18 protein-coding genes and 1 pseudogene are annotated in these 16,446 nt (G+C 63.7%); 13 read left to right on the top strand and 6 right to left on the bottom strand.

Annotated elements, in window-relative coordinates; genetic code table 11:
• Positions 1-61 precede the first annotated feature (61 nt).
• Positions 62-736, top strand: a pseudogene (locus tag RAD04_RS00205) (Bug family tripartite tricarboxylate transporter substrate binding protein); the annotation flags it as partial.
• A 142-nt stretch (positions 737-878) separates the two neighbouring features.
• On the opposite strand, the gene RAD04_RS00200 reads toward RAD04_RS00205, so the two are convergent.
• The 3 genes from RAD04_RS00200 to RAD04_RS00190 are packed head-to-tail and all read right to left on the bottom strand — an operon-like array spanning position 879 to position 2,877.
• The gene (locus RAD04_RS00200; RefSeq protein WP_461622144.1) at positions 879-1,181 is read right to left on the bottom strand and encodes a hypothetical protein; all 303 of its coding nucleotides are present in this window, start codon (positions 1,179-1,181) and stop codon (positions 879-881) included.
• A gap of 57 nt (positions 1,182-1,238) precedes the next feature.
• On the bottom strand, positions 1,239-1,733 hold the full coding sequence (locus RAD04_RS00195; RefSeq protein WP_461622143.1) for a flavin reductase family protein: 495 nt from the start codon (positions 1,731-1,733) through the stop codon (positions 1,239-1,241).
• Positions 1,734-1,785: 52 nt separating this feature from the next.
• Positions 1,786-2,877, bottom strand: coding sequence for an LLM class flavin-dependent oxidoreductase (locus RAD04_RS00190; RefSeq protein WP_461622142.1), 1,092 nt, complete (start codon positions 2,875-2,877; stop codon positions 1,786-1,788).
• A gap of 149 nt (positions 2,878-3,026) precedes the next feature.
• On the opposite strand from RAD04_RS00190, the gene RAD04_RS00185 reads away from it, so the two are divergent.
• A complete protein-coding gene (locus RAD04_RS00185; protein ID WP_461622141.1) occupies positions 3,027-3,941 on the top strand; it encodes a LysR family transcriptional regulator in 915 nt (304 codons plus the stop codon).
• A 12-nt stretch (positions 3,942-3,953) separates the two neighbouring features.
• On the opposite strand, the gene RAD04_RS00180 is transcribed toward RAD04_RS00185, so the two are convergent.
• Entirely contained in the window at positions 3,954-4,838 is an 885-nt protein-coding gene (locus RAD04_RS00180) for an SMP-30/gluconolactonase/LRE family protein (protein ID WP_461622140.1), read from the bottom strand.
• Positions 4,839-4,946: 108 nt separating this feature from the next.
• Between RAD04_RS00180 and RAD04_RS00175 the strand changes: the two genes are divergently transcribed.
• Entirely contained in the window at positions 4,947-5,633 is a 687-nt protein-coding gene (locus RAD04_RS00175) for a TetR/AcrR family transcriptional regulator (protein WP_461622139.1), read from the top strand.
• A 22-nt stretch (positions 5,634-5,655) separates the two neighbouring features.
• Here RAD04_RS00175 and RAD04_RS00170 read toward each other — a convergent pair whose 3' ends face one another.
• Positions 5,656-6,636 (bottom strand): tripartite tricarboxylate transporter substrate binding protein, encoded by a 981-nt coding sequence (locus RAD04_RS00170; protein ID WP_461622138.1) that lies wholly within the window; start codon positions 6,634-6,636, stop codon positions 5,656-5,658.
• 188 nt (positions 6,637-6,824) lie between these two features.
• Between RAD04_RS00170 and RAD04_RS00165 the strand changes: the two genes are divergently transcribed.
• The 9 genes from RAD04_RS00165 (at position 6,825) to RAD04_RS00125 (ending at position 14,670) form a co-directional block, all read left to right on the top strand.
• A complete protein-coding gene (locus RAD04_RS00165) occupies positions 6,825-7,595 on the top strand; it encodes an enoyl-CoA hydratase/isomerase family protein (RefSeq protein WP_461622137.1) in 771 nt (256 codons plus the stop codon).
• Between the two features lies 1 nt (position 7,596).
• Positions 7,597-9,723 carry an acetate--CoA ligase family protein gene (locus RAD04_RS00160; RefSeq protein ID WP_461622136.1) on the top strand — a complete coding sequence of 709 codons (2,127 nt, stop codon included), beginning with the start codon at positions 7,597-7,599 and terminating at the stop codon, positions 9,721-9,723.
• 63 nt (positions 9,724-9,786) lie between these two features.
• Positions 9,787-11,004 (top strand): ABC transporter substrate-binding protein, encoded by a 1,218-nt coding sequence (locus RAD04_RS00155; protein ID WP_461622135.1) that lies wholly within the window; start codon positions 9,787-9,789, stop codon positions 11,002-11,004.
• 57 nt (positions 11,005-11,061) lie between these two features.
• Positions 11,062-11,616 carry an acyl-CoA dehydrogenase family protein gene (locus RAD04_RS00150; protein ID WP_461622134.1) on the top strand — a complete coding sequence of 185 codons (555 nt, stop codon included), beginning with the start codon at positions 11,062-11,064 and terminating at the stop codon, positions 11,614-11,616.
• A gap of 11 nt (positions 11,617-11,627) precedes the next feature.
• On the top strand, positions 11,628-11,858 hold the full coding sequence (locus RAD04_RS00145) for a carboxymuconolactone decarboxylase family protein (RefSeq protein WP_461622133.1): 231 nt from the start codon (positions 11,628-11,630) through the stop codon (positions 11,856-11,858).
• Positions 11,855-12,322, top strand: a complete 468-nt coding sequence (locus tag RAD04_RS00140) for a tripartite tricarboxylate transporter TctB family protein (RefSeq protein WP_461622132.1) — start codon at positions 11,855-11,857, stop codon at positions 12,320-12,322. Before RAD04_RS00145 ends, RAD04_RS00140 begins: the two co-directional genes overlap by 4 nt.
• Positions 12,323-12,334: 12 nt before the next feature.
• Complete coding sequence (locus tag RAD04_RS00135) at positions 12,335-13,834, top strand: tripartite tricarboxylate transporter permease (RefSeq protein ID WP_461622131.1); 1,500 nt, start codon at positions 12,335-12,337, stop codon at positions 13,832-13,834.
• A 31-nt stretch (positions 13,835-13,865) separates the two neighbouring features.
• Positions 13,866-14,039, top strand: a complete 174-nt coding sequence (locus tag RAD04_RS00130; RefSeq protein ID WP_461622130.1) for a hypothetical protein — start codon at positions 13,866-13,868, stop codon at positions 14,037-14,039.
• Between the two features lie 175 nt (positions 14,040-14,214).
• On the top strand, positions 14,215-14,670 hold the full coding sequence (locus RAD04_RS00125; protein ID WP_461622129.1) for a potassium channel family protein: 456 nt from the start codon (positions 14,215-14,217) through the stop codon (positions 14,668-14,670).
• Positions 14,671-14,731: 61 nt separating this feature from the next.
• On the opposite strand, the gene RAD04_RS00120 is transcribed toward RAD04_RS00125, so the two are convergent.
• Positions 14,732-15,415, bottom strand: a complete 684-nt coding sequence (locus RAD04_RS00120; RefSeq protein WP_461622128.1) for a helix-turn-helix domain-containing protein — start codon at positions 15,413-15,415, stop codon at positions 14,732-14,734.
• Between the two features lie 307 nt (positions 15,416-15,722).
• Between RAD04_RS00120 and RAD04_RS00115 the strand changes: the two genes are divergently transcribed.
• Positions 15,723-16,346: a response regulator transcription factor gene (locus RAD04_RS00115; RefSeq protein ID WP_461618944.1), complete on the top strand. Its 624-nt coding sequence runs from the start codon at positions 15,723-15,725 to the stop codon at positions 16,344-16,346.
• Positions 16,347-16,446 lie beyond the last annotated feature (100 nt).

The following is a 16,446-nucleotide window of genomic DNA, read 5'->3' as shown; positions in this document are numbered from 1 at the left end:
AAGGCAGGCCGCATCCCGCGGGGGCTTGATGTTGCTGCTGCGCTCCGTGCGGGCCGTGTAATCGCCGCAACCCGCCTACGACACGGTTCGCGATTTCCGCGCTATCTATCGCCTGATTACAAGCACGCTTGCATTCGCCGTGCAGCCATCCTTGCCGGTGAAAGATCTGCAGGATTTGATAACCTTTGCGAAGGCTCATCCGGGCAAGCTTTCCTACGGCACCCCAGGCGTCGGCACCGGCAATCATCTCGTCGGGGAAATGTTCAGGCTGCAATCCGGTCTCGCGGCAGACGTCGTCCACGTCCCCTATCGGGGCATGAGTCCCGCCACCAACGACCTGGTCAGCGGCCAGATCTCCGCCGTCATTGCCGTGGTGTCGAGCCAGATCCTGCAGCTGCACCTTGCGGGCAAACTGCGGCTGATCGCCGTGACGAGCGAACAGCGGTTGCGCGGCGCGCCGGAGATTCCGACGGTGGCTGAATCCGGCATGCCGGGCCTCAAATACGCCGGCTGGTTCGGCTTGTTCGCTCCAAGAGCGACCCCGGATACGATCGTGGAGCGGATCGCAGCGGCGACCCACACGGCGATGGCCGATCCTCAGTTGCAGGAAAGCTATCGCTCACAAGGTCTGGAGCCGGACATCGATTCGGGTCCCGACAAGTTTCAGCGCCTGGTCGAGGAAGAACTTGTCCGCCTGGCTCCCATCGTCAGGTCGACCGGGCTCAAGCGCGATTGAGATCGCGCCAGGCCTGCGTGCGAAGCCGGAACGAATGCCGACGGGAGCCGTCGCGGAGCGAGGGCTCTTCGGGATGTTCTGCCGGTCGACGCCGGTGGCGGTCAGTGCCATCAGGTCTGCCAGATGCTTCAAACCGCCAGCCTTACCGCACTCGTTCGATATGAGCCCGGATCGCCAGTCGCTCTGCATCGATCCAGCCATGCTGGCGCGCCTTGGCTACCATCTCCGCATAGCGCCGATCCCAGCTTGCGTCGTCAGGGCGGCCCGCCAGCGTGGGGACCAGATCGATCGAGACAAGCGCATCACGATCGTCGAGAAGCGTGATCCCCTTCCAGCCCTGCGTTTCGGGGTTCGCATCGGCATGCAGCGCCAACTTGAAGTTGCGGAAGTCGAACGGCTCGGTGAGCCGGACAATGCCGCCGTCGAAGCATTCGATGATCACCATGCCGCTCCCGTGTTCTGGCCCTCTGGCGACGATGCCGTTTTGGCGCCGCCGAGCCGCCTATGCCTGAGGCAAGGCCCGCAGCGCGCCCTGGAAATTGACGAGAGGATCGCCGTCCCCGCCGCGTGTCGCCACGATCCTGCCGATGAAGAGACCGTGCGTGCCGACCATCTGGTGATGATGCAGCACGCATTCCAGGGTGCCGATCGCCGGTTCGAGCAGCGGCACGTCGAGGACGCCTTGCGCCCATGGCGCCGTCGCGAAGCGGTCGATGCCCTTGGCGCCGCCGGCGAAACGCAACGCCAGATCTTCCTGTCCGCTACCGAGGAGGCTGATGCCAAAGCAGCCATTGGCGAGGATGGCGGCATGCGTTTCGGAGCTCGCATTGACGCCGGCGAGCAGACAGGGCGGCTCCATGCACAGCGAGGTGACGGAGCTGACTGTCAGCCCGCGCCGTGTGGTCCCTGTTCCCGTCGCCACGATCGCGACGCCGCTCGCGAGGTTGCGCATGGCCAGGCGGAATTCGGCAGCTTCGACTGAGCGGACATCGGTCATTTGAGAGATCTGGCATCCCATGACGTACCTCCGGGCTCGCCCTGGCGCCGCGCTATGCCGAAACCGCATCGCCCGCGATCGTGCCGCGATCGGCAGGGGCGGATTTCAGCTCTTTCCGGATCGCGGGGATGATCCTGCTGCCCCACAATTCGATCTGGCGTAGCATTGTGCGCTGATCGAAATCGCCGAGCTGGGTCTGAAGCGCGATATGGGTCGGCTTGAGAATGCTGATCTCTTCCAGCATACGGTCGATCACCTGATTGACGCTGCCGACGGGCAGGTTGCTGCGCATCGTTTCCAGGCTCATATCGTTCGGGCCGGCTTCTTCCTTGATCAGATAGCCGTCGTCGCTCTGGGCGCGTCGGAATTTCAGGCTTTCGGAGAGCCGGCGCTGGAAGCGCGCATTGTCCAAATAGGACTGGATCTCACTGTCATTGTCGCTGGCATAGGCGCAGCGCAGGAAGCCGAAATGCGTGTCGTCGATGGAACGGCCTTCCTTAGCCGCGATCCCCTCGAGACGTTCGCGCAGCGCCTTGATGGCATCGAGGCCGTTGAGCAGCGCGGTGACGAACAGATTGTGGTTGTCACGGATGGCGCGGCCGAGGGTTTCGCCATGGCCGGACGTGACCCAGATCGGCGGCATCGGTTTCTGCACCGTGCGCACGGCGATCGCGGTCGGCGGCATTCTCAGGTGCTCGCCGTCATAAGAGAAGATGCGCTCGCGCATGCCGGCCTGGAGCACGTCGTAGAACTCGGCGAACAGGGCGTGCGAATGGTCGAGATCGACTCCGAAGCGATCGAACTCGAATTTCTGGTAGCCCGAGCCGATGCCGAGATCGAGGCGGCCGTTCGAGACGGTGTCGGCAAAGCCGATCTCGCCGAGCAGTCGCGCCGGATTGTACAGTGGCAGCACGCAGACCGCAGTGCCGAGGCGGATGCGCCTGGTCAGGCCGGCGCAATGCGCGACCATCATCAGCGGCGAGGGGCAGAGGCTGTAATTGTTGAAATGATGCTCGGCGTACCACGCCGTGTCGAAACCGGCGTGCTCGGCGATAACCGTCTGCTCGACAGCGTTGTTGATGACCTGCTGCGAGCTTTGATGATAGCCGCGTTGCTGCGCCAGAATGAATACGCCGAATTCCATCGATTGCGTCCTCCACCGGATTGCTTCTCGGCCGCGCTTGCGGCCGCTCGTCGCTTTTGCGACGCGTTCTCAGCAAAGCTAGGGGCTTGAGCTTTTTCGAACAATTGACGTAATCTGAGCATGTCCTTTGCAAAATCTGAAAAGATCGAATGAATCGCCTTCAGGCCATGGAATTGTTCGTCAGCGCCGTCCGTGAGGGCAGCTTTTCCGCGGCCGGGCGCCGCGTCGGGCTCTCGCCGGCGTCGGTGTCGCGCTACGTGGGCGAGCTCGAGGCGCAGCTCGGCGTGCAGCTGTTGAACCGCAGCACGCGCCATCTCGGATTGACCGATGCCGGCAAGATCTTCTTCCAGCGCACCGAGCAGGTGCTGCACGGCATCGAAGATGCCGAAGCCGCGGCGCTTGCGCTTCAGACTGCGCCGCGTGGAACGCTGCGGGTGCACTCGCGGACGCTGTTCGGCATCAAGGTGCTTTCGCCCCTGATACCGGGCTTTCAGAAGCTCTATCCGGAGCTGAAGGTGGAGCTGCGTCTGTCCGAGCGGCGTCCCCAGCTTCGCGAAGATGAATTCGACGTCGACTTCCAGATCCAGGCGGCGAAGGACGCGGGCCTCATGCAGCGAAGGCTGCTGAGGAGCGAGCGGATTCTCGTGGCTTCACCGGACTATGTCGGCCGGATGCCGAAATTGCGCGAACCGGAGGACATCACCCGCCACAATTGCCTGACCTACTGGATGGGTCCCGACGACGTGGTCTGGAAGTTCATGCGCAAGAGCAGGCTGCGCGAGATCGTCGTGCCTTCGTCCCTCAGTAGCAACAACGGCGTGGTGCTGTGCGATCACGCCGTTTCCGGGCACGGCATTGCCCTGCTGGACGACTACACCGTGGCGGAGGAGTTGAAGAGTGGGCGTCTGATCCGCCTGCTGCCGGGCTTTCGGGTGACGAACTCCACCTTCGACGAAGGCATCTACGCGACGTTTCTCCAGAGCAGCTATCTGCCGGAGAAGATCAGGGTGTTCGTGGACTACATGGCGGAGAGCGTGCCAAGGCAGATCAAAAGATCGCAGTAACCGAGGCGGCGCTTAGCCCGAAGTAAACCGGTGCGCCGGCAGTCCGCGAACGCCGAGGCCTTCGACCGCGAACAGGCCGCCGGCATCCGGGCGATCGTCGGCGAGCGCGTGGCTGAGCGAGATCGATGTCACGTAGAGAACGTCGAGATCGGGTCCGCCAAAGGTGACGCTGGTCGGGTGACGGATCGGCATGTCGATCGTCCGCACCATCGTCCCGTCAGGCGCAAACCGCGCGATCTTGCCGATGCGCACGAGGACGGACCAAAGGTAGCCTTCCGAGTCGATCGTTCCACCGTCGCAACCCGAGCGTTGCGCCTCCGTATCAATGAAGGCGCGCTTGTTCGCGAGGGGACCATCCGCCCTGTAGTCATAGGCCCAGATAATCCGTCTTGCGCTGTCGGCGAGATAGAACGTTCGGCCGTCCGGGCTGAAGCACGGTCCGTTGCTCACGGCAAGGTCTGTCTCCAGCAGCTCCACCGCGCCTGTTGCGTCCAGCCGGTAGAGACCGCCCAGCGGCGTCTCATCCTGGGCGCGATCACTGTGCATCGTGCCTGCCAGGAAACGGCCATGGGGATCGGCCTTTCCGTCATTCAGCCGCAGCTCCGGGTGGTCGAGCTCGATCGACGGCCCTTCGGTCAGTGTGCGCTTGTCGAAATCGTAACCGGCAAATCCGTGGCGCATGGCCAGCACCGCGCCGCCATCGTCTCGCAGGGCCATCGAACCGATCGGCGCAGGCACGCTGAACGCGTCCGCCACACCGGCGGCGGGATCCCGCATGCGGATCAATCCGGCCAGCGCGTCGATCCAGAAGAGGCACTTCCGTCGCTCATCCCATACCGGGCTCTCGCCGAGTTGGTCCTTTGTCGCGCCGATGCGCGTAATCCGGATCGCGCTCATGGTTCCTCTCGAAGGGGTCGCCGGGCTTGACCGATCGGTCTGTGAAAAACTAGTTTCATTCCAGGGTTCTCTGGTTGGCGCCGGGCCGCCGAATGGATTGCAGGCTTCATGACTGAACTGTCAACGATGAAGGACGGCGTTGCGAACCAGGCGGAGGCCTCCGACCGCGTGCTGCAGATTCTTGCCGAAGCCGGGCGGCTGTTCGCCAGCAAGGGATTCGAGGGAACGTCGATGCGCGACATCGCGCTCGCCTGCGGCATCTCCAAGTCGCTCCTCTACCACCATTTCGCCAACAAGGACGAGATCTACGCGCGCGTGGCGGTCGGCTCGACGCTCGAGCTCTATCTGTTCGTGCGCGATCGCATTCCCGACGGGGCACCCTCGCAGAAGATCCGCGCGTTCATGGTCGCCACGGCCGAGTACTTCCGGCGCTATCGTTGGGCCTGGATCGCCTCCACGACCGCCTTCTGGAACGATCCCGATCGTCACAGGCACAAGGAGCGGCTGACGCGCCGCGACCGTTTCGAGAATTTTCTCCGCGGCCTGATTCAGGAAGCCATCGATGCTGGCGAGATCCGCAAGGTCGACGTTCCCATGACCGGGCGGCTGGTCCTTTCCTCGCTCAACTGGATGCATCGCTGGTACAATCCCAACAAGTCGGCGACCCCCGAGCAGATCGCGGATATCTTCTTCGACATGATCTTCAACGGGCTGCGAAGCGGCGAATTGGTCGAGCTTCCCGGCGCGGTGCCGCCCAAGGAGTCGTCTAAGACAGGCCGGCGCAAGTCGCGCTGAGCGGGCGGCTGGCAGCCGGGCCTCATTCCAACACGATGTTTTGCGCCTTGATCACAGGTCCCCAGAGCGCGGCATCCTTGGTCAACTGCGCGTCGAGCTGGTCCGGTGCGCCGGTATCGGTGATCAGACCGTCGGTCTCGAGTTGCTTTGCGATCTCGGGCTTCTGCATCGCAGCGTTGGCCGCCGCGTTCAGCCGCGCGATCGCATCGCGCGGCGTGCCCGCCGGCGCGTGCAGTGCGGTCCAGAATGATGCCGTCAGGTCGGGATAGCCGGATTCGGCCAGGGTGGGGATCTCCGGGAAACTCGCCATGCGCTTGTCCGAGGAGACCCCGAGGATGCGAAGCTGACCGCTGCGCGCGTGCTCGATGACGGCGGCGGGCGTTGCGAAATTGAGATCGCATTCTCCCGACAGCGTTTCCATGATGGAGGCCGGATTGTTGCGATAGGCGACGTCGGTGACGACAAATCCCATCGTCTTGCTCATCATGATTCCGAACAGATGCGTGACGCTGCCCGGACCGAGGGTGGCATAGAACAGTGGCTTGTCGCGTCCCTTGGCATAGGCGACGAAGCTCTTCACGTCGGAGACGGGCGTCCGCGCGTTGACGGTCAGCGACAGCGGGCCGTTGCAGAGCATGGCGACTGAGGCGAAGTCCGCGAGCTTGTAGGGCAGGTTCTTGCGCAGCAGAACGTTCAGCGAGATCGGGCCGGTGCCGCCGGCCAAGAGGACCGATCCGTCCTTCGGCGCGCGCGCGACATATTGCGATCCGACGATGCCGTTGGCGCCGGGCTTGTTGTCGACCAGAACCGGCTGGTCCAGGCTTTCCGCCATCGCCTTCGCGATCGAGCGCATCAGGCTGTCGATGGAGCCGCCGGGCGCATAAGGCACGATGATGAAAACCGTCTGCGAGGAGCGCGCTCTCACGATGCCAGGTGCGGCAAGCGGAGCGGCGAGGGCGCCGGCGATCAGAGTTGCCGCCTGGCGTCGGCTGATCCTGGGCATGCGAGTCCTCCTCAAGGTCGTTCTTTGATTACATGTGAATCTATCGGCTGACCGATCGGTCGGTCAATAGAAGATCGGCAGGATATTGCCAGCTGCGACGTTCGGTGCTATCACCGCGAAAAGCTGACCGATCGGTCAGGCGCCAAGAAGCAAGACAAACCAGGCAAGCAGAAGCCCAGGAGGAAGCCATGTCAGAAGATATCGTCACTCTCGAAGTGTCCGACCAGATCGCGCTGGTGACGCTGAACAGGCCTCCCGTGAATGCGCTCGATCGCGCGATGCGCGATCGCATCGTGGCGGTGTTCGACGAGATTTCCGAGCGCAGCGACGTCAGGGTCGCAATCCTGACCGGAGCCGGAAAGGTGTTCTGCAGCGGTGCGGATCTGAAGGATCGTCCCGATCCGACCAAGATCGGCGCGTTCCACAGCCACAACCGGATCACGCGCGAGACCGGCAATTGCATCCGCGAATGCTCAAAGCCTGTCATTGCGGCAATCAACGGCGTTGCGCTGGGGGCCGGTGTCGGCCTGATGGCCTCCTGCGACATCTTCTACGCCAGCGAAGAGGCCGTGTTCGGCATGCCCGAGATCAATGTCGGGCTCGCCGGAGGTGCGGCCATGCTGAACACCTTGTTCGGCCGCTCCCTGATGCGCCGCATGTTCTTCACCGGCTATCGGGTGCCGGCCGCCGAGCTCTACCGCCTCGGCATCATCGAGGCCTGCACGACCAGGGAAAACCTCATCCCCGAAGTGATGAAGCTCGCCCGGGAGATCGCATCCAAGAGCCCGATCGCGATGGAATACGCCAAGAACGCCGCGAACATGGTCGAACTGATGCCGCCGCGCGACGCTTATCGCTTCGAGCAGAACATCACCATGGCGCTGTCGAAGACCGAAGACGCCAAGGAAGCGCGGATGGCGTTCCTGGAGAAGCGCGCACCGGTGTTCAAGGGGCGCTGAGATGCGGCCGGGAGAAGGTCTCGACGCGCTGATGTCGCCAAGTTCGATCGCGATCATCGGCGCCTCGCAGGAGGCGACCAAGATCGGTGGCCGGCCGGTCGATCTGCTGCGCCGTCACGGCTATGCAGGCCGCATCTATCCGGTCAACCCGAAGGCCGCGATGGTGCAGGGCCTGAAGGCCTATGCCTCCGTTGCCGAGGTGCCGGAGGCGCCGGATCTCGCCATCATCGCGGTCGACGCGGAGCGCGCGGGCGAGGCCGTGGAGCAGTGCGCCGCGCGTGGCGTCCGCAGCGTCGTCGTGTTCTCGTCCGGTTTTGCCGAGCTCGGCGAGCAGGGCCGCGCGATGCAGGAGCGGCTGCGCGTTGCCGCGCGCAACGGCGGCATGCGCCTGCTGGGGCCGAACTGCCTCGGCGCGGTCAGCATCGCCGAGAAGAGCATCGCGACGTTTTCGATCGTGCTCGAGCACAGCATGCCGGTTGCCGGCTCGCTCGGAATCGTGTCGCAGAGCGGCAATCTCGGCAGCTACACCATGCGGCTCGCCAGCGAGCGCGGTGTCGGCGTCAGCCGTTTCATCACCACGGGCAACGAGTGCGACATCGATGTCGCCGACGGCATCGCCTGGATGGCGCGCGATCCCGCCACCAAGGTGATCCTGTGCTGCCTCGAGGCCTGCCGTGATGCCGGCCGCCTGATCTCGGCCCTGGAGGAGGCGCGCGATGCCGGCAAGCCGGTCATCGCGATGAAGATCGGGACGTCGGCGGCAGGCCAGGCTGCGGCGGCCTCGCACACCGGAGCGATGGCGGGGTCGGACGCCGTGTTCGATGCGCTGTTTGCCCGTTGTGGCGCGGTGCGCGTCCGCAGCGTCGACGAGCTCATCGATCTCGGTCATGCCGCATCGATCCTGCTGCCGGATCGGCTGCCGAAGGGGCCGGGCGTCGCGATCCTCACGGCCTCGGGTGGTTTCGGCGTGCTGCTCGCGGATGCGGCGCAGGCGGTCGGATTGACATTGCCGGAGCTCGGTCAGGAGACGCAGCGGCAGATTCTGGACCTAGTGCCGTTCGCGTCGGCCCGCAACCCGGTCGACGCCACGGCGCAGATGTCGAGCCGCCCGGATCTTCTGGAGAAGATCATGTCCGCCGTCGTGGCGGACGAGAGCGCTGATGCGGTGATCCTGCCGTTGCCGTTCTCGCTGCACCTGCCGCGCCTGCGATCCATCTATATGGACACGCTGCGCAACATCCGCGCCCAATTTCCGCACCGTCCCGTCATCCTGTGCGTCGATGGTCCGGAGGATGCGCTGACCGAGCTGCACGCACTGGGCTTTCCGACGGTGGAAAGTTTCGACGGCTGCTGCGCAGCCATCGCTGCGCTGGTGCGATTGCAGGCGGTGTCGAAGCGTCCGCAGGAGGCGCCCGCGGCAGTCGGGCGAGTAAGACCGCTTGTAGCCGATGCCTTCCGCCACGAACTCGGAGCCAAGCGCGCGCTTGCCGACGCCGGTGTTCCGGTCCTTGTCGAGCATCTTGTGCAGGACGTCGATGCGGCGGCGCGTGCCGCCACCGACATCGGCTATCCCGTGGTACTGAAGATTGCCTCGCCCGATCTGCCGCACAAAACCGAGGCCGGCGGCGTCATCGTGGGTGTCGGTTCGGAAGCCGAGGTCCGGCGAGCCTACGCCCAAATGCGCGATCGCGTCGCCACCAGGGCGCCGCATGCAGCGATTGATGGTGTGATCGTGGCGCCAATGGCCAAGGGCGTCGCCGAGCTCATCCTGGGCAGCCGCATCGATCCGGTGTTCGGGCCGGTGGTGATGGTCGGCCTTGGCGGCATTTTTGCGGAGATCCTCCAGGACTCCGCCGTACAGATGGCGCCGGTGAGCGAGACACAGGCCATGGCGATGCTGAAATCGCTCAAGGCGTTCGCGGTGCTCGACGGCGCGCGCGGCCGGCCGCGGGCCGACCTCGCAGCCGCAGCCTCGGCCGTTGCCGCGTTGTCGCGTTTTGCCGCCGCGCATGCCGATGAGATCGCCGAGATCGACGTCAACCCGCTGCTGCTACGGGCGGAGGGTGAGGGGGCCGTGGCGCTCGATGCGCTGCTGATCCCGCACGGAGAGCGGCCGGTCCCACACTGAATCTAAACGAAGAGAACCGGCAGAAGCCGGTCCAGAGGAAGCGCGTCAAAGCAGGAGGAAACGGTGAAGAGATCGACGATCACTGCGCTCGGCATGATTGCCTTGCTGCTCACGAACGCGCCGCTGTCCGCACAGGGCATCTCCGGCGACGTCGTCAAGATCGGCATCATGAATGACCAGAACGGCCCCTATGCCGACAATTGCGGCCTCGGCTCGGTCGCCGCGGCGAAGCTCGCGGTTGGCGATTCTGGCGGAACCGTCAATGGCAAGAAGATCGAGCTCGTGATCGCTGACGACCAGAACAAGCCCGATATCGGCGTCGCCATCGCGCTGCGCTGGCTCGACAATGAAGGTGTCGACGCCATTGTCGGCTGCTCGGCTTCGTCGATCGCGCTTGCCGTGCAGGACATCATGAAGAACCGCAAGAAGCCTTATCTCCTTGCCGGCACGGCGGGCTCCTTCTTCACCAACGACAAATGCTCGCCGATGACCACGCAGTGGGTGGTTGATACCTATGCCCAGCCGAAGGCCACGGTGAAAGCCCTGCTCGCGCAGGGGATCGACAGCTGGTTTTTCCTGACGGTGGATTATGCCTTTGGCAAGGCCTGGCAGGCGGATGCGACCAAGTTTATCGAAGCGGGGGGCGGCAAGGTGGTCGGCTCGGTGCTGCATCCGCTCAACTCGTCGGATCTCTCCTCGTTCCTGCTGACGGCACAGGCCAGCGGCGCCAAGGCGATTGCGCTCGCCAATTCGGGCGCGGATTTCGCCAATGCGATCAAGCAGGCGCAGGAGTTCGGACTGACCAAATCGCAGCTGCTCGTTCCCCTCGGCCTCATGATCAGCCAGACCCATGGAATTGGCCTCAAGGACCTCCAGAACGTGCGGCTGACGACGCCGTTCTACTGGGACATGACGCCGGAGAGCCGGGCCTTTGCCAAGCGCTATGCCGAGGCGACGAATGGTCAGCTTCTCAACGAGGGCAAGGCCGCCACCTACAGCGCAATCACGCATTATCTGAAGGCGGTCGCTGCCGCCAGTTCCGACGACGGCGACGCCGTGATGCGGCAGATGAAGAACACGCCGATCAACGACTTCGAAATGAAGAATGTCAGCATCAGGGCTGACGGCCAGGTCATGCGACCGCTCTATGTCGCGCGCATCAAGGCTCCGGCGGAATCCAAATACACCTACGATTATTACGACATCACGGGCACGATCGCGCCCGAGGATGCGTGGCGGCCGGCATCGGAGAGCGCCTGCGACCTTCTCAAGTCGCAGTGAAGGACTGGCAGCCGGGCGGGACATGTCGGCAGATATGGCGAAAGCAGGAAGCGTGCGATGAGTGTGGTTGAAGCGGTATCGATGCAAGCCGTCGCGGCGGAGAACCTGACGGGTGAAGCCTATCGCGGCGCGATACGTCGCTGGCTGCATGGCAATCTACCCGCCAGTTTCCGCAGCGACAGCGCCGCATTCGCATCGCCCACACTTCAGCAATCCATTGCCTGGGAGGCGGCGATGTACCGCGCCGGGCTGACGGGCATCACCTGGCCGCAGGCCTATGGCGGGCACGGCCGCTCCTTGCGTGAGCACCTGATCGCCAATCAGGAGATCGGTGCGCTCGCGATGCCCGAAAGCGTCAACTCGATCGGCAAGGAGCTTGCCGGTCCCATCATTCTCGCGGTTGGGACCGAAGAGCAGAAGCAGCGTTTCCTGCCTGCGATCCTCGACATGCGCAACATCTGGTGTCAGGGGTTTTCCGAGCCCGAAGCCGGCTCCGACCTGGCGGGGCTTCGCAGTGGCTGCGACGCGATCCCGGCTATTTTGCCCTCTTGTTCGATCTCCTCCGAGGCGGAACGGCCGGGGAGGGTCTCGACCAACGGTCGCAATGTCTGATCTCGATCGCATTGAACGCCTGCTTCACGGCGCTCAACTCGCAAGGGCTGCGTGTGCAGATTAGACGGGCCCTGCGCCTCGGCATCGCCCAGCGGGAGATCCTTCAGGTTCTCCAGATGGCCGCGCATCTAGGCGTTCATTCCTGCGCCATCGGCATGCCGGTTCTGATGGAAGCCCTCGATGAGCGCGCGTCGAAGGCGGGCGCAAGCGGGGAAGGGCCGGGCGAGGGAGAACGAGCATGAAGGGATTGGCGATCCGCAATCACAGGGCCTTCGCGTCCGGCGCCCTGTTCCTCGCCTTTGCAATCTTCTTCTTCGTGGCGGCGCTAGGCTACCCCGCGGGCACGGCCGCGCGAATGGGGCCGGGCTATTTCCCGCGCCTGCTCGCGATCGTGCTCGCTGCCATCGGCCTCGTCGTGATTCTCAGTGCCATGAAGCCCGCCGCGGAACGGCAGCTGCTGCGCAAATGGGATTTCAAGGGGCTCGCCTGGGTGACCGGGTCCGTGGTCCTGTTCGCAGCCTTGCTGTTTCCGCTCGGTCTGGTCGGCGCCTTGTTCGTGCTGATCATGGTGTCGAGCCGGGCCAGCTCCGAGTTCACCTGGACGGGCGCGCTGGCGAATGCGGCGGTGCTCATTGCGCTCTGTCTTGCCGTCTTCGTCTACGGTCTCGGGCTGCAGCTGCCCGTCTGGCCGTCCCTTCTCAACTGAACGGGCCGACCGATGGATCTCGTCCACAATCTGGCGATGGGCTTTGCGACCGCCGCCCAGCCCGCCAACCTGCTCTACGCCTTCTTCGGATGCCTGCTCGGGACCTTGATCGGCGTGCTTCCCGGCCTTGGCCCGCTCGCAACCATCGCGATGTTGCTGCCGATCACCTATGCGCTGCCGCCGGACGCCGCGCTGATCATGCTCGCCGGAATCTATTACGGCGCGCAGTACGGCGGCTCGACCACTGCCATCGTCGTCAATTTGCCCGGCGAGTCCTCCTCTGTCGTGACCACGATCGATGGCTACCAGATGGCGAAGCAGGGCCGCGCCGGCGTCGCGCTCGCCACCGCTGCCATCGGCTCGTTTTTTGCCGGATGCGTGGCCACGCTTGCGCTGGCCGCCCTTGCAGGCCCGCTGACCGCGACGGCCCTGCTGTTTGGCCCAAAGGAATTCTTCGCGCTCATGATCCTGGGGTTGATCCTCGCCTCGGTGCTGTCGAGCGGCCCGTTCATCGAGGGCATCGGCATGGTCGTGCTCGGCATGATCCTCAGCCTCGTCGGCACCGATCTGAACAGCGGCAGCCAGCGCTTTGCCTTCGGCATTCCCCAGCTGTTCGACGGTCTCGATTTCGTACCGTTGGCGATGGGCATCTTCGGCTTTGCGGAGATCGTCAAGAATCTCGAGCAGGACGACAAGCTGTCGCTGGTCACTCAGAAGATCACCAATCTGTTTCCGACCCGCGACGACTTCCGTCGCATGGTGCCGGCGATGCTGCGCGGCACGGCGCTCGGCACCCTCCTGGGCGTCCTGCCTGGCGGCGGTGCGGTGCTCTCGTCCTTTGCGTCCTATACGCTCGAGAAGAAGCTGTCGCGCCATCCCGAGCAGTTCGGCAAAGGAGCCATCGAAGGTGTTGCAGGGCCTGAATCGGCGAATAACGCAGGCGCGCAGACCTCGTTCATTCCTTTGCTGACGCTCGGCGTTCCCTCCAACGTCGTGATGGCCCTGATGGTCGGTGCCATGAACATCCACAACATCCACCCGGGTCCGGAGGTGATGACGAAGAACCCGACCCTGTTCTGGGGCCTCATCGTCTCGATGTGGGTCGGCAATTTGATGCTGCTGATCCTCAATCTTCCGCTCGTCGGGCTGTGGGTGAAGCTGCTCACCATTCCTTACCGATATCTGTTTCCGGCGATCATGGTGTTCTGCTCGATCGGCGTCTATTCCATCAACAGCGGAACGTTCGAGGTCTACGAGGCCGCAATGTTCTGCGTGTTCGGCTACGTCCTGATCAAGCTGCAATTGCCGGCGGCGCCGCTGCTCCTGGGGCTGGTTCTGGGCCCTGCCATCGAGGAGAATTTTCGCCGCGCCATGGTGCTGTCGCGCGGCGACGTCACCGTGCTGCTCACCTCGCCGCTCTCGGCGAGCCTCCTGGCCGCGGCCGCAATCGCGATTCTCCTGATCATGCTGCCCACGATCCGGGCGCGGCGCGAGGAGGCGCTGCAGGAATGAGACGCACGAGAGGTATCCGAAGGCTCCACCCATGATCCGTGAACTTGCCACCGTCGAGGCCTTGCTGGAGCGGGTGCGCCGGTTTGTCCGCGCCATTGCCATTTCGGCCGAGGCGCGCGTCGAAAGCGGCGATGACGTCCCGGCGGACATCGTCGCCGTCACGCGAGCCGATCTCGCGGGCGGCGTTGAAGCAGCATTGACCTAGATCAACCGCCGCCATGGCCGATCGGCGCGAGTGTCACGTGCTCGCCACGTGAAGTTCCAGGCCTTCGCCGTAGCCGGCGAGGGAAACCGCGGCGGTGCATCGACGGGCGGACCGTTGGCATCGTTTGGCGGGGACGTAAGACGTCCTGGGGTGAATTGAGGGCGGGTGGGTTGCCATGATGCTACAGTTCCTCGCCGGCACGCTGGTCAGCATGATCAATATCGGGCTCCATGCGCTCGTGACGGTCGTCGCCGTCGGGATCGCGCGCAGCGCAGGTCTGCGTCACTTCAAGCGGCCGAAATTGCACCTGATGGGCGTCATGATCGCAACCGCCGTGGTGTTGAAGGTCGCGCACATGCTGGAAGTCCTGGTGTGGGCCGCGGCCTATGGCCTCGTCGAGGCTGCCGCCGCCGACACCGACCTGCTCTACTTTGCTTTCGTCAACTACACCACGCTCGGTTATGGCGACATCACGCCGGTACGCGAATGGCGGCTGATCGGCCCGTTCACCGCCATGAATGGCGTGCTGCTGTTCGGCTGGTCCGCCGCCATTCTTTTCGAGGTGTTGCGCAAGACGCTCGAGCATCTTGGGCTGACTGAAGCGCCTGGCTCAGTTTCACGCCGGCCATGAATGCGGCTGGGGCGAACGGCCCCCCGGATCGTTCGTCAACCGCGATCGACGTTTCGCCGGTTCAAGGATGCAGATCGAGGCTGGCGAGCTGGTCCCGGTCGAGCAACACGATTTGCCGTTGGGTGTTGCCGATGAACCCGAGGATGCCGAGCTCGTGCAGGCGCGACAGAGCGCGCGAGACCGTCTCCAGCGTCAGGCCGAGATAGTCGGCAATATCGCGTCGCGACATCGGGAGCGCGATGACGCCCGCCGCCGTCAGCCGCTTGTCCATTTCGAGCAGGAACGCCGCGACCCGCTCCAGCGAGGTCTTGCGGCCGAGCAACAGCATGTGGTCTTCCGCATGCTGGAGATTGTTCGTGGTCATGCTGAGCAGGTTTTTGGCTACCATGGCATCGCTCTCGGCCACCGTTTCAAGACTTTGTCGCTTGATCAGGCGCACCGTGGTGTCGACGACCGCTTCCGTCGTAAATCGATGCTCCCCCCCGTTCTCGAGCCCAAAGATGTCGCCGGTGAGGTGGAATGCGCCGATCTGCCGGCGACCATCCGACAACAGCTTGTAGCTTCGCACCGCGCCCGCCTTGACCTGATAGACATATTCGGCAGGCTCTTTCTCGCCGTAAATCTCGGTGCCTTTTCTGTACGAAAATTCGCTTAAACTGACGAGCGCATTTGAATCGCTGGTCATGCCGAGGTCACGGAGGGAATTGGGACGCAGTGCGGAATCGGTTGTGATGCGAACAAACATTGGCCAAGTCCTCAGCTCATCGCCGAATTTGGTCCGTCCGACGAGTATTTCCGCTGCTGGGAATGCGCCGCGCTGTTCCGCTCCCGCCGGGTTGATTTACGCCCAAGGCAGTATTTCAATCCATTGTCCCTAGGTTCATTGTACCAAGGGACAGCTCTGGCGCTTGGTGCGCAGAATGAGAAAGCGCTGCTGCTGCGGGGATTTGGCTCATTGCAAGCAGATATTTCGGTTCTCAAACTGTTGAAGCTGATTTTGTCGAGCGAGAGGACGTCGATGGTCCTCGCTGGAACTGGGTGAGAGGTTGAAGGTGTCGGGTCTCGTTCACGTGGTTGATGACGACGAGTCTTTTCGGACCGCGATCGCACGGCGTCTGAAGCTCGCGGGCTATGAGGTCGCGACCTATGCGTCGGCACTGGAGTTGGAGAAGACCGCGCTGGACCCCGAGCAGGCCGGATGCATTTTGCTCGACGTGCGCATACCAGGATTGAGCGGCCCCGATTTGCAGGCGCGATTGATCGCGTCCGGCTCGACGCTGCCGATCATCTTCCTGACGGGGTATGCAGACACGCCGACCACCGTGAGGGCGATCAAGGCGGGTGCGGAAGACTTCCTGACCAAGCCGATATCCTCCGAGCAGTTGATCGATGCGATCGAGCGCGCTCTGGCGGGTCAGCGGACGGCACGCGTTCAGCGCAGCAAGCTGGATACTTTTCGGACTCATCTGGCCACGCTGACGCAACGCGAGCGACAGGTGTTCAATCTCATCGTGCGCGGCCGGATCAACAAGCAGATTGCGCATGAACTCGGGACGACCGAACGCACCGTGAAAGCCCACCGCCATCAGGTAATGGAGAAGATGCAGGTGCATTCGCTTGCGGAACTCGTTTCGATCGCGGAACGGCTCGGAATGCTCGGTACGAACGAGGATTAGCTGCTTCGTCACAGCAAGCCCGGTTCCCACGGTGTAGTTACCCCAAAGGACAATATCGAGGCGTGTTGACAGTGCACGGCGAGGCGTGCGCAATGATGCA

Source organism: Bradyrhizobium sp. 25ACV, from assembly GCF_054863005.1.
This window is presented reverse-complemented; position numbering and strand designations above follow the sequence as displayed.

Bases quoted from the DNA above. Each gene is read 5' to 3' on its own strand.
- RAD04_RS00200 (WP_461622144.1), bottom strand. From the start codon at position 1,181: ATGGTGATCATCGAATGCTTCGACGGCGGCATTGTCCGGCTCACCGAG.
- RAD04_RS00195 (WP_461622143.1), bottom strand. From the start codon at position 1,733: ATGACCGATGTCCGCTCAGTCGAAGCTGCCGAATTCCGCCTGGCCATG.
- RAD04_RS00190 (WP_461622142.1), bottom strand. From the start codon at position 2,877: ATGGAATTCGGCGTATTCATTCTGGCGCAGCAACGCGGCTATCATCAA.
- RAD04_RS00185 (WP_461622141.1), top strand. From the start codon at position 3,027: ATGAATCGCCTTCAGGCCATGGAATTGTTCGTCAGCGCCGTCCGTGAG.
- RAD04_RS00180 (WP_461622140.1), bottom strand. From the start codon at position 4,838: ATGAGCGCGATCCGGATTACGCGCATCGGCGCGACAAAGGACCAACTC.
- RAD04_RS00175 (WP_461622139.1), top strand. From the start codon at position 4,947: ATGACTGAACTGTCAACGATGAAGGACGGCGTTGCGAACCAGGCGGAG.
- RAD04_RS00170 (WP_461622138.1), bottom strand. From the start codon at position 6,636: ATGCCCAGGATCAGCCGACGCCAGGCGGCAACTCTGATCGCCGGCGCC.
- RAD04_RS00165 (WP_461622137.1), top strand. From the start codon at position 6,825: ATGTCAGAAGATATCGTCACTCTCGAAGTGTCCGACCAGATCGCGCTG.
- RAD04_RS00160 (WP_461622136.1), top strand. From the start codon at position 7,597: ATGCGGCCGGGAGAAGGTCTCGACGCGCTGATGTCGCCAAGTTCGATC.
- RAD04_RS00150 (WP_461622134.1), top strand. From the start codon at position 11,062: ATGAGTGTGGTTGAAGCGGTATCGATGCAAGCCGTCGCGGCGGAGAAC.
- RAD04_RS00140 (WP_461622132.1), top strand. From the start codon at position 11,855: ATGAAGGGATTGGCGATCCGCAATCACAGGGCCTTCGCGTCCGGCGCC.
- RAD04_RS00135 (WP_461622131.1), top strand. From the start codon at position 12,335: ATGGATCTCGTCCACAATCTGGCGATGGGCTTTGCGACCGCCGCCCAG.
- RAD04_RS00130 (WP_461622130.1), top strand. From the start codon at position 13,866: ATGATCCGTGAACTTGCCACCGTCGAGGCCTTGCTGGAGCGGGTGCGC.
- RAD04_RS00125 (WP_461622129.1), top strand. From the start codon at position 14,215: ATGATGCTACAGTTCCTCGCCGGCACGCTGGTCAGCATGATCAATATC.
- RAD04_RS00120 (WP_461622128.1), bottom strand. From the start codon at position 15,415: ATGTTTGTTCGCATCACAACCGATTCCGCACTGCGTCCCAATTCCCTC.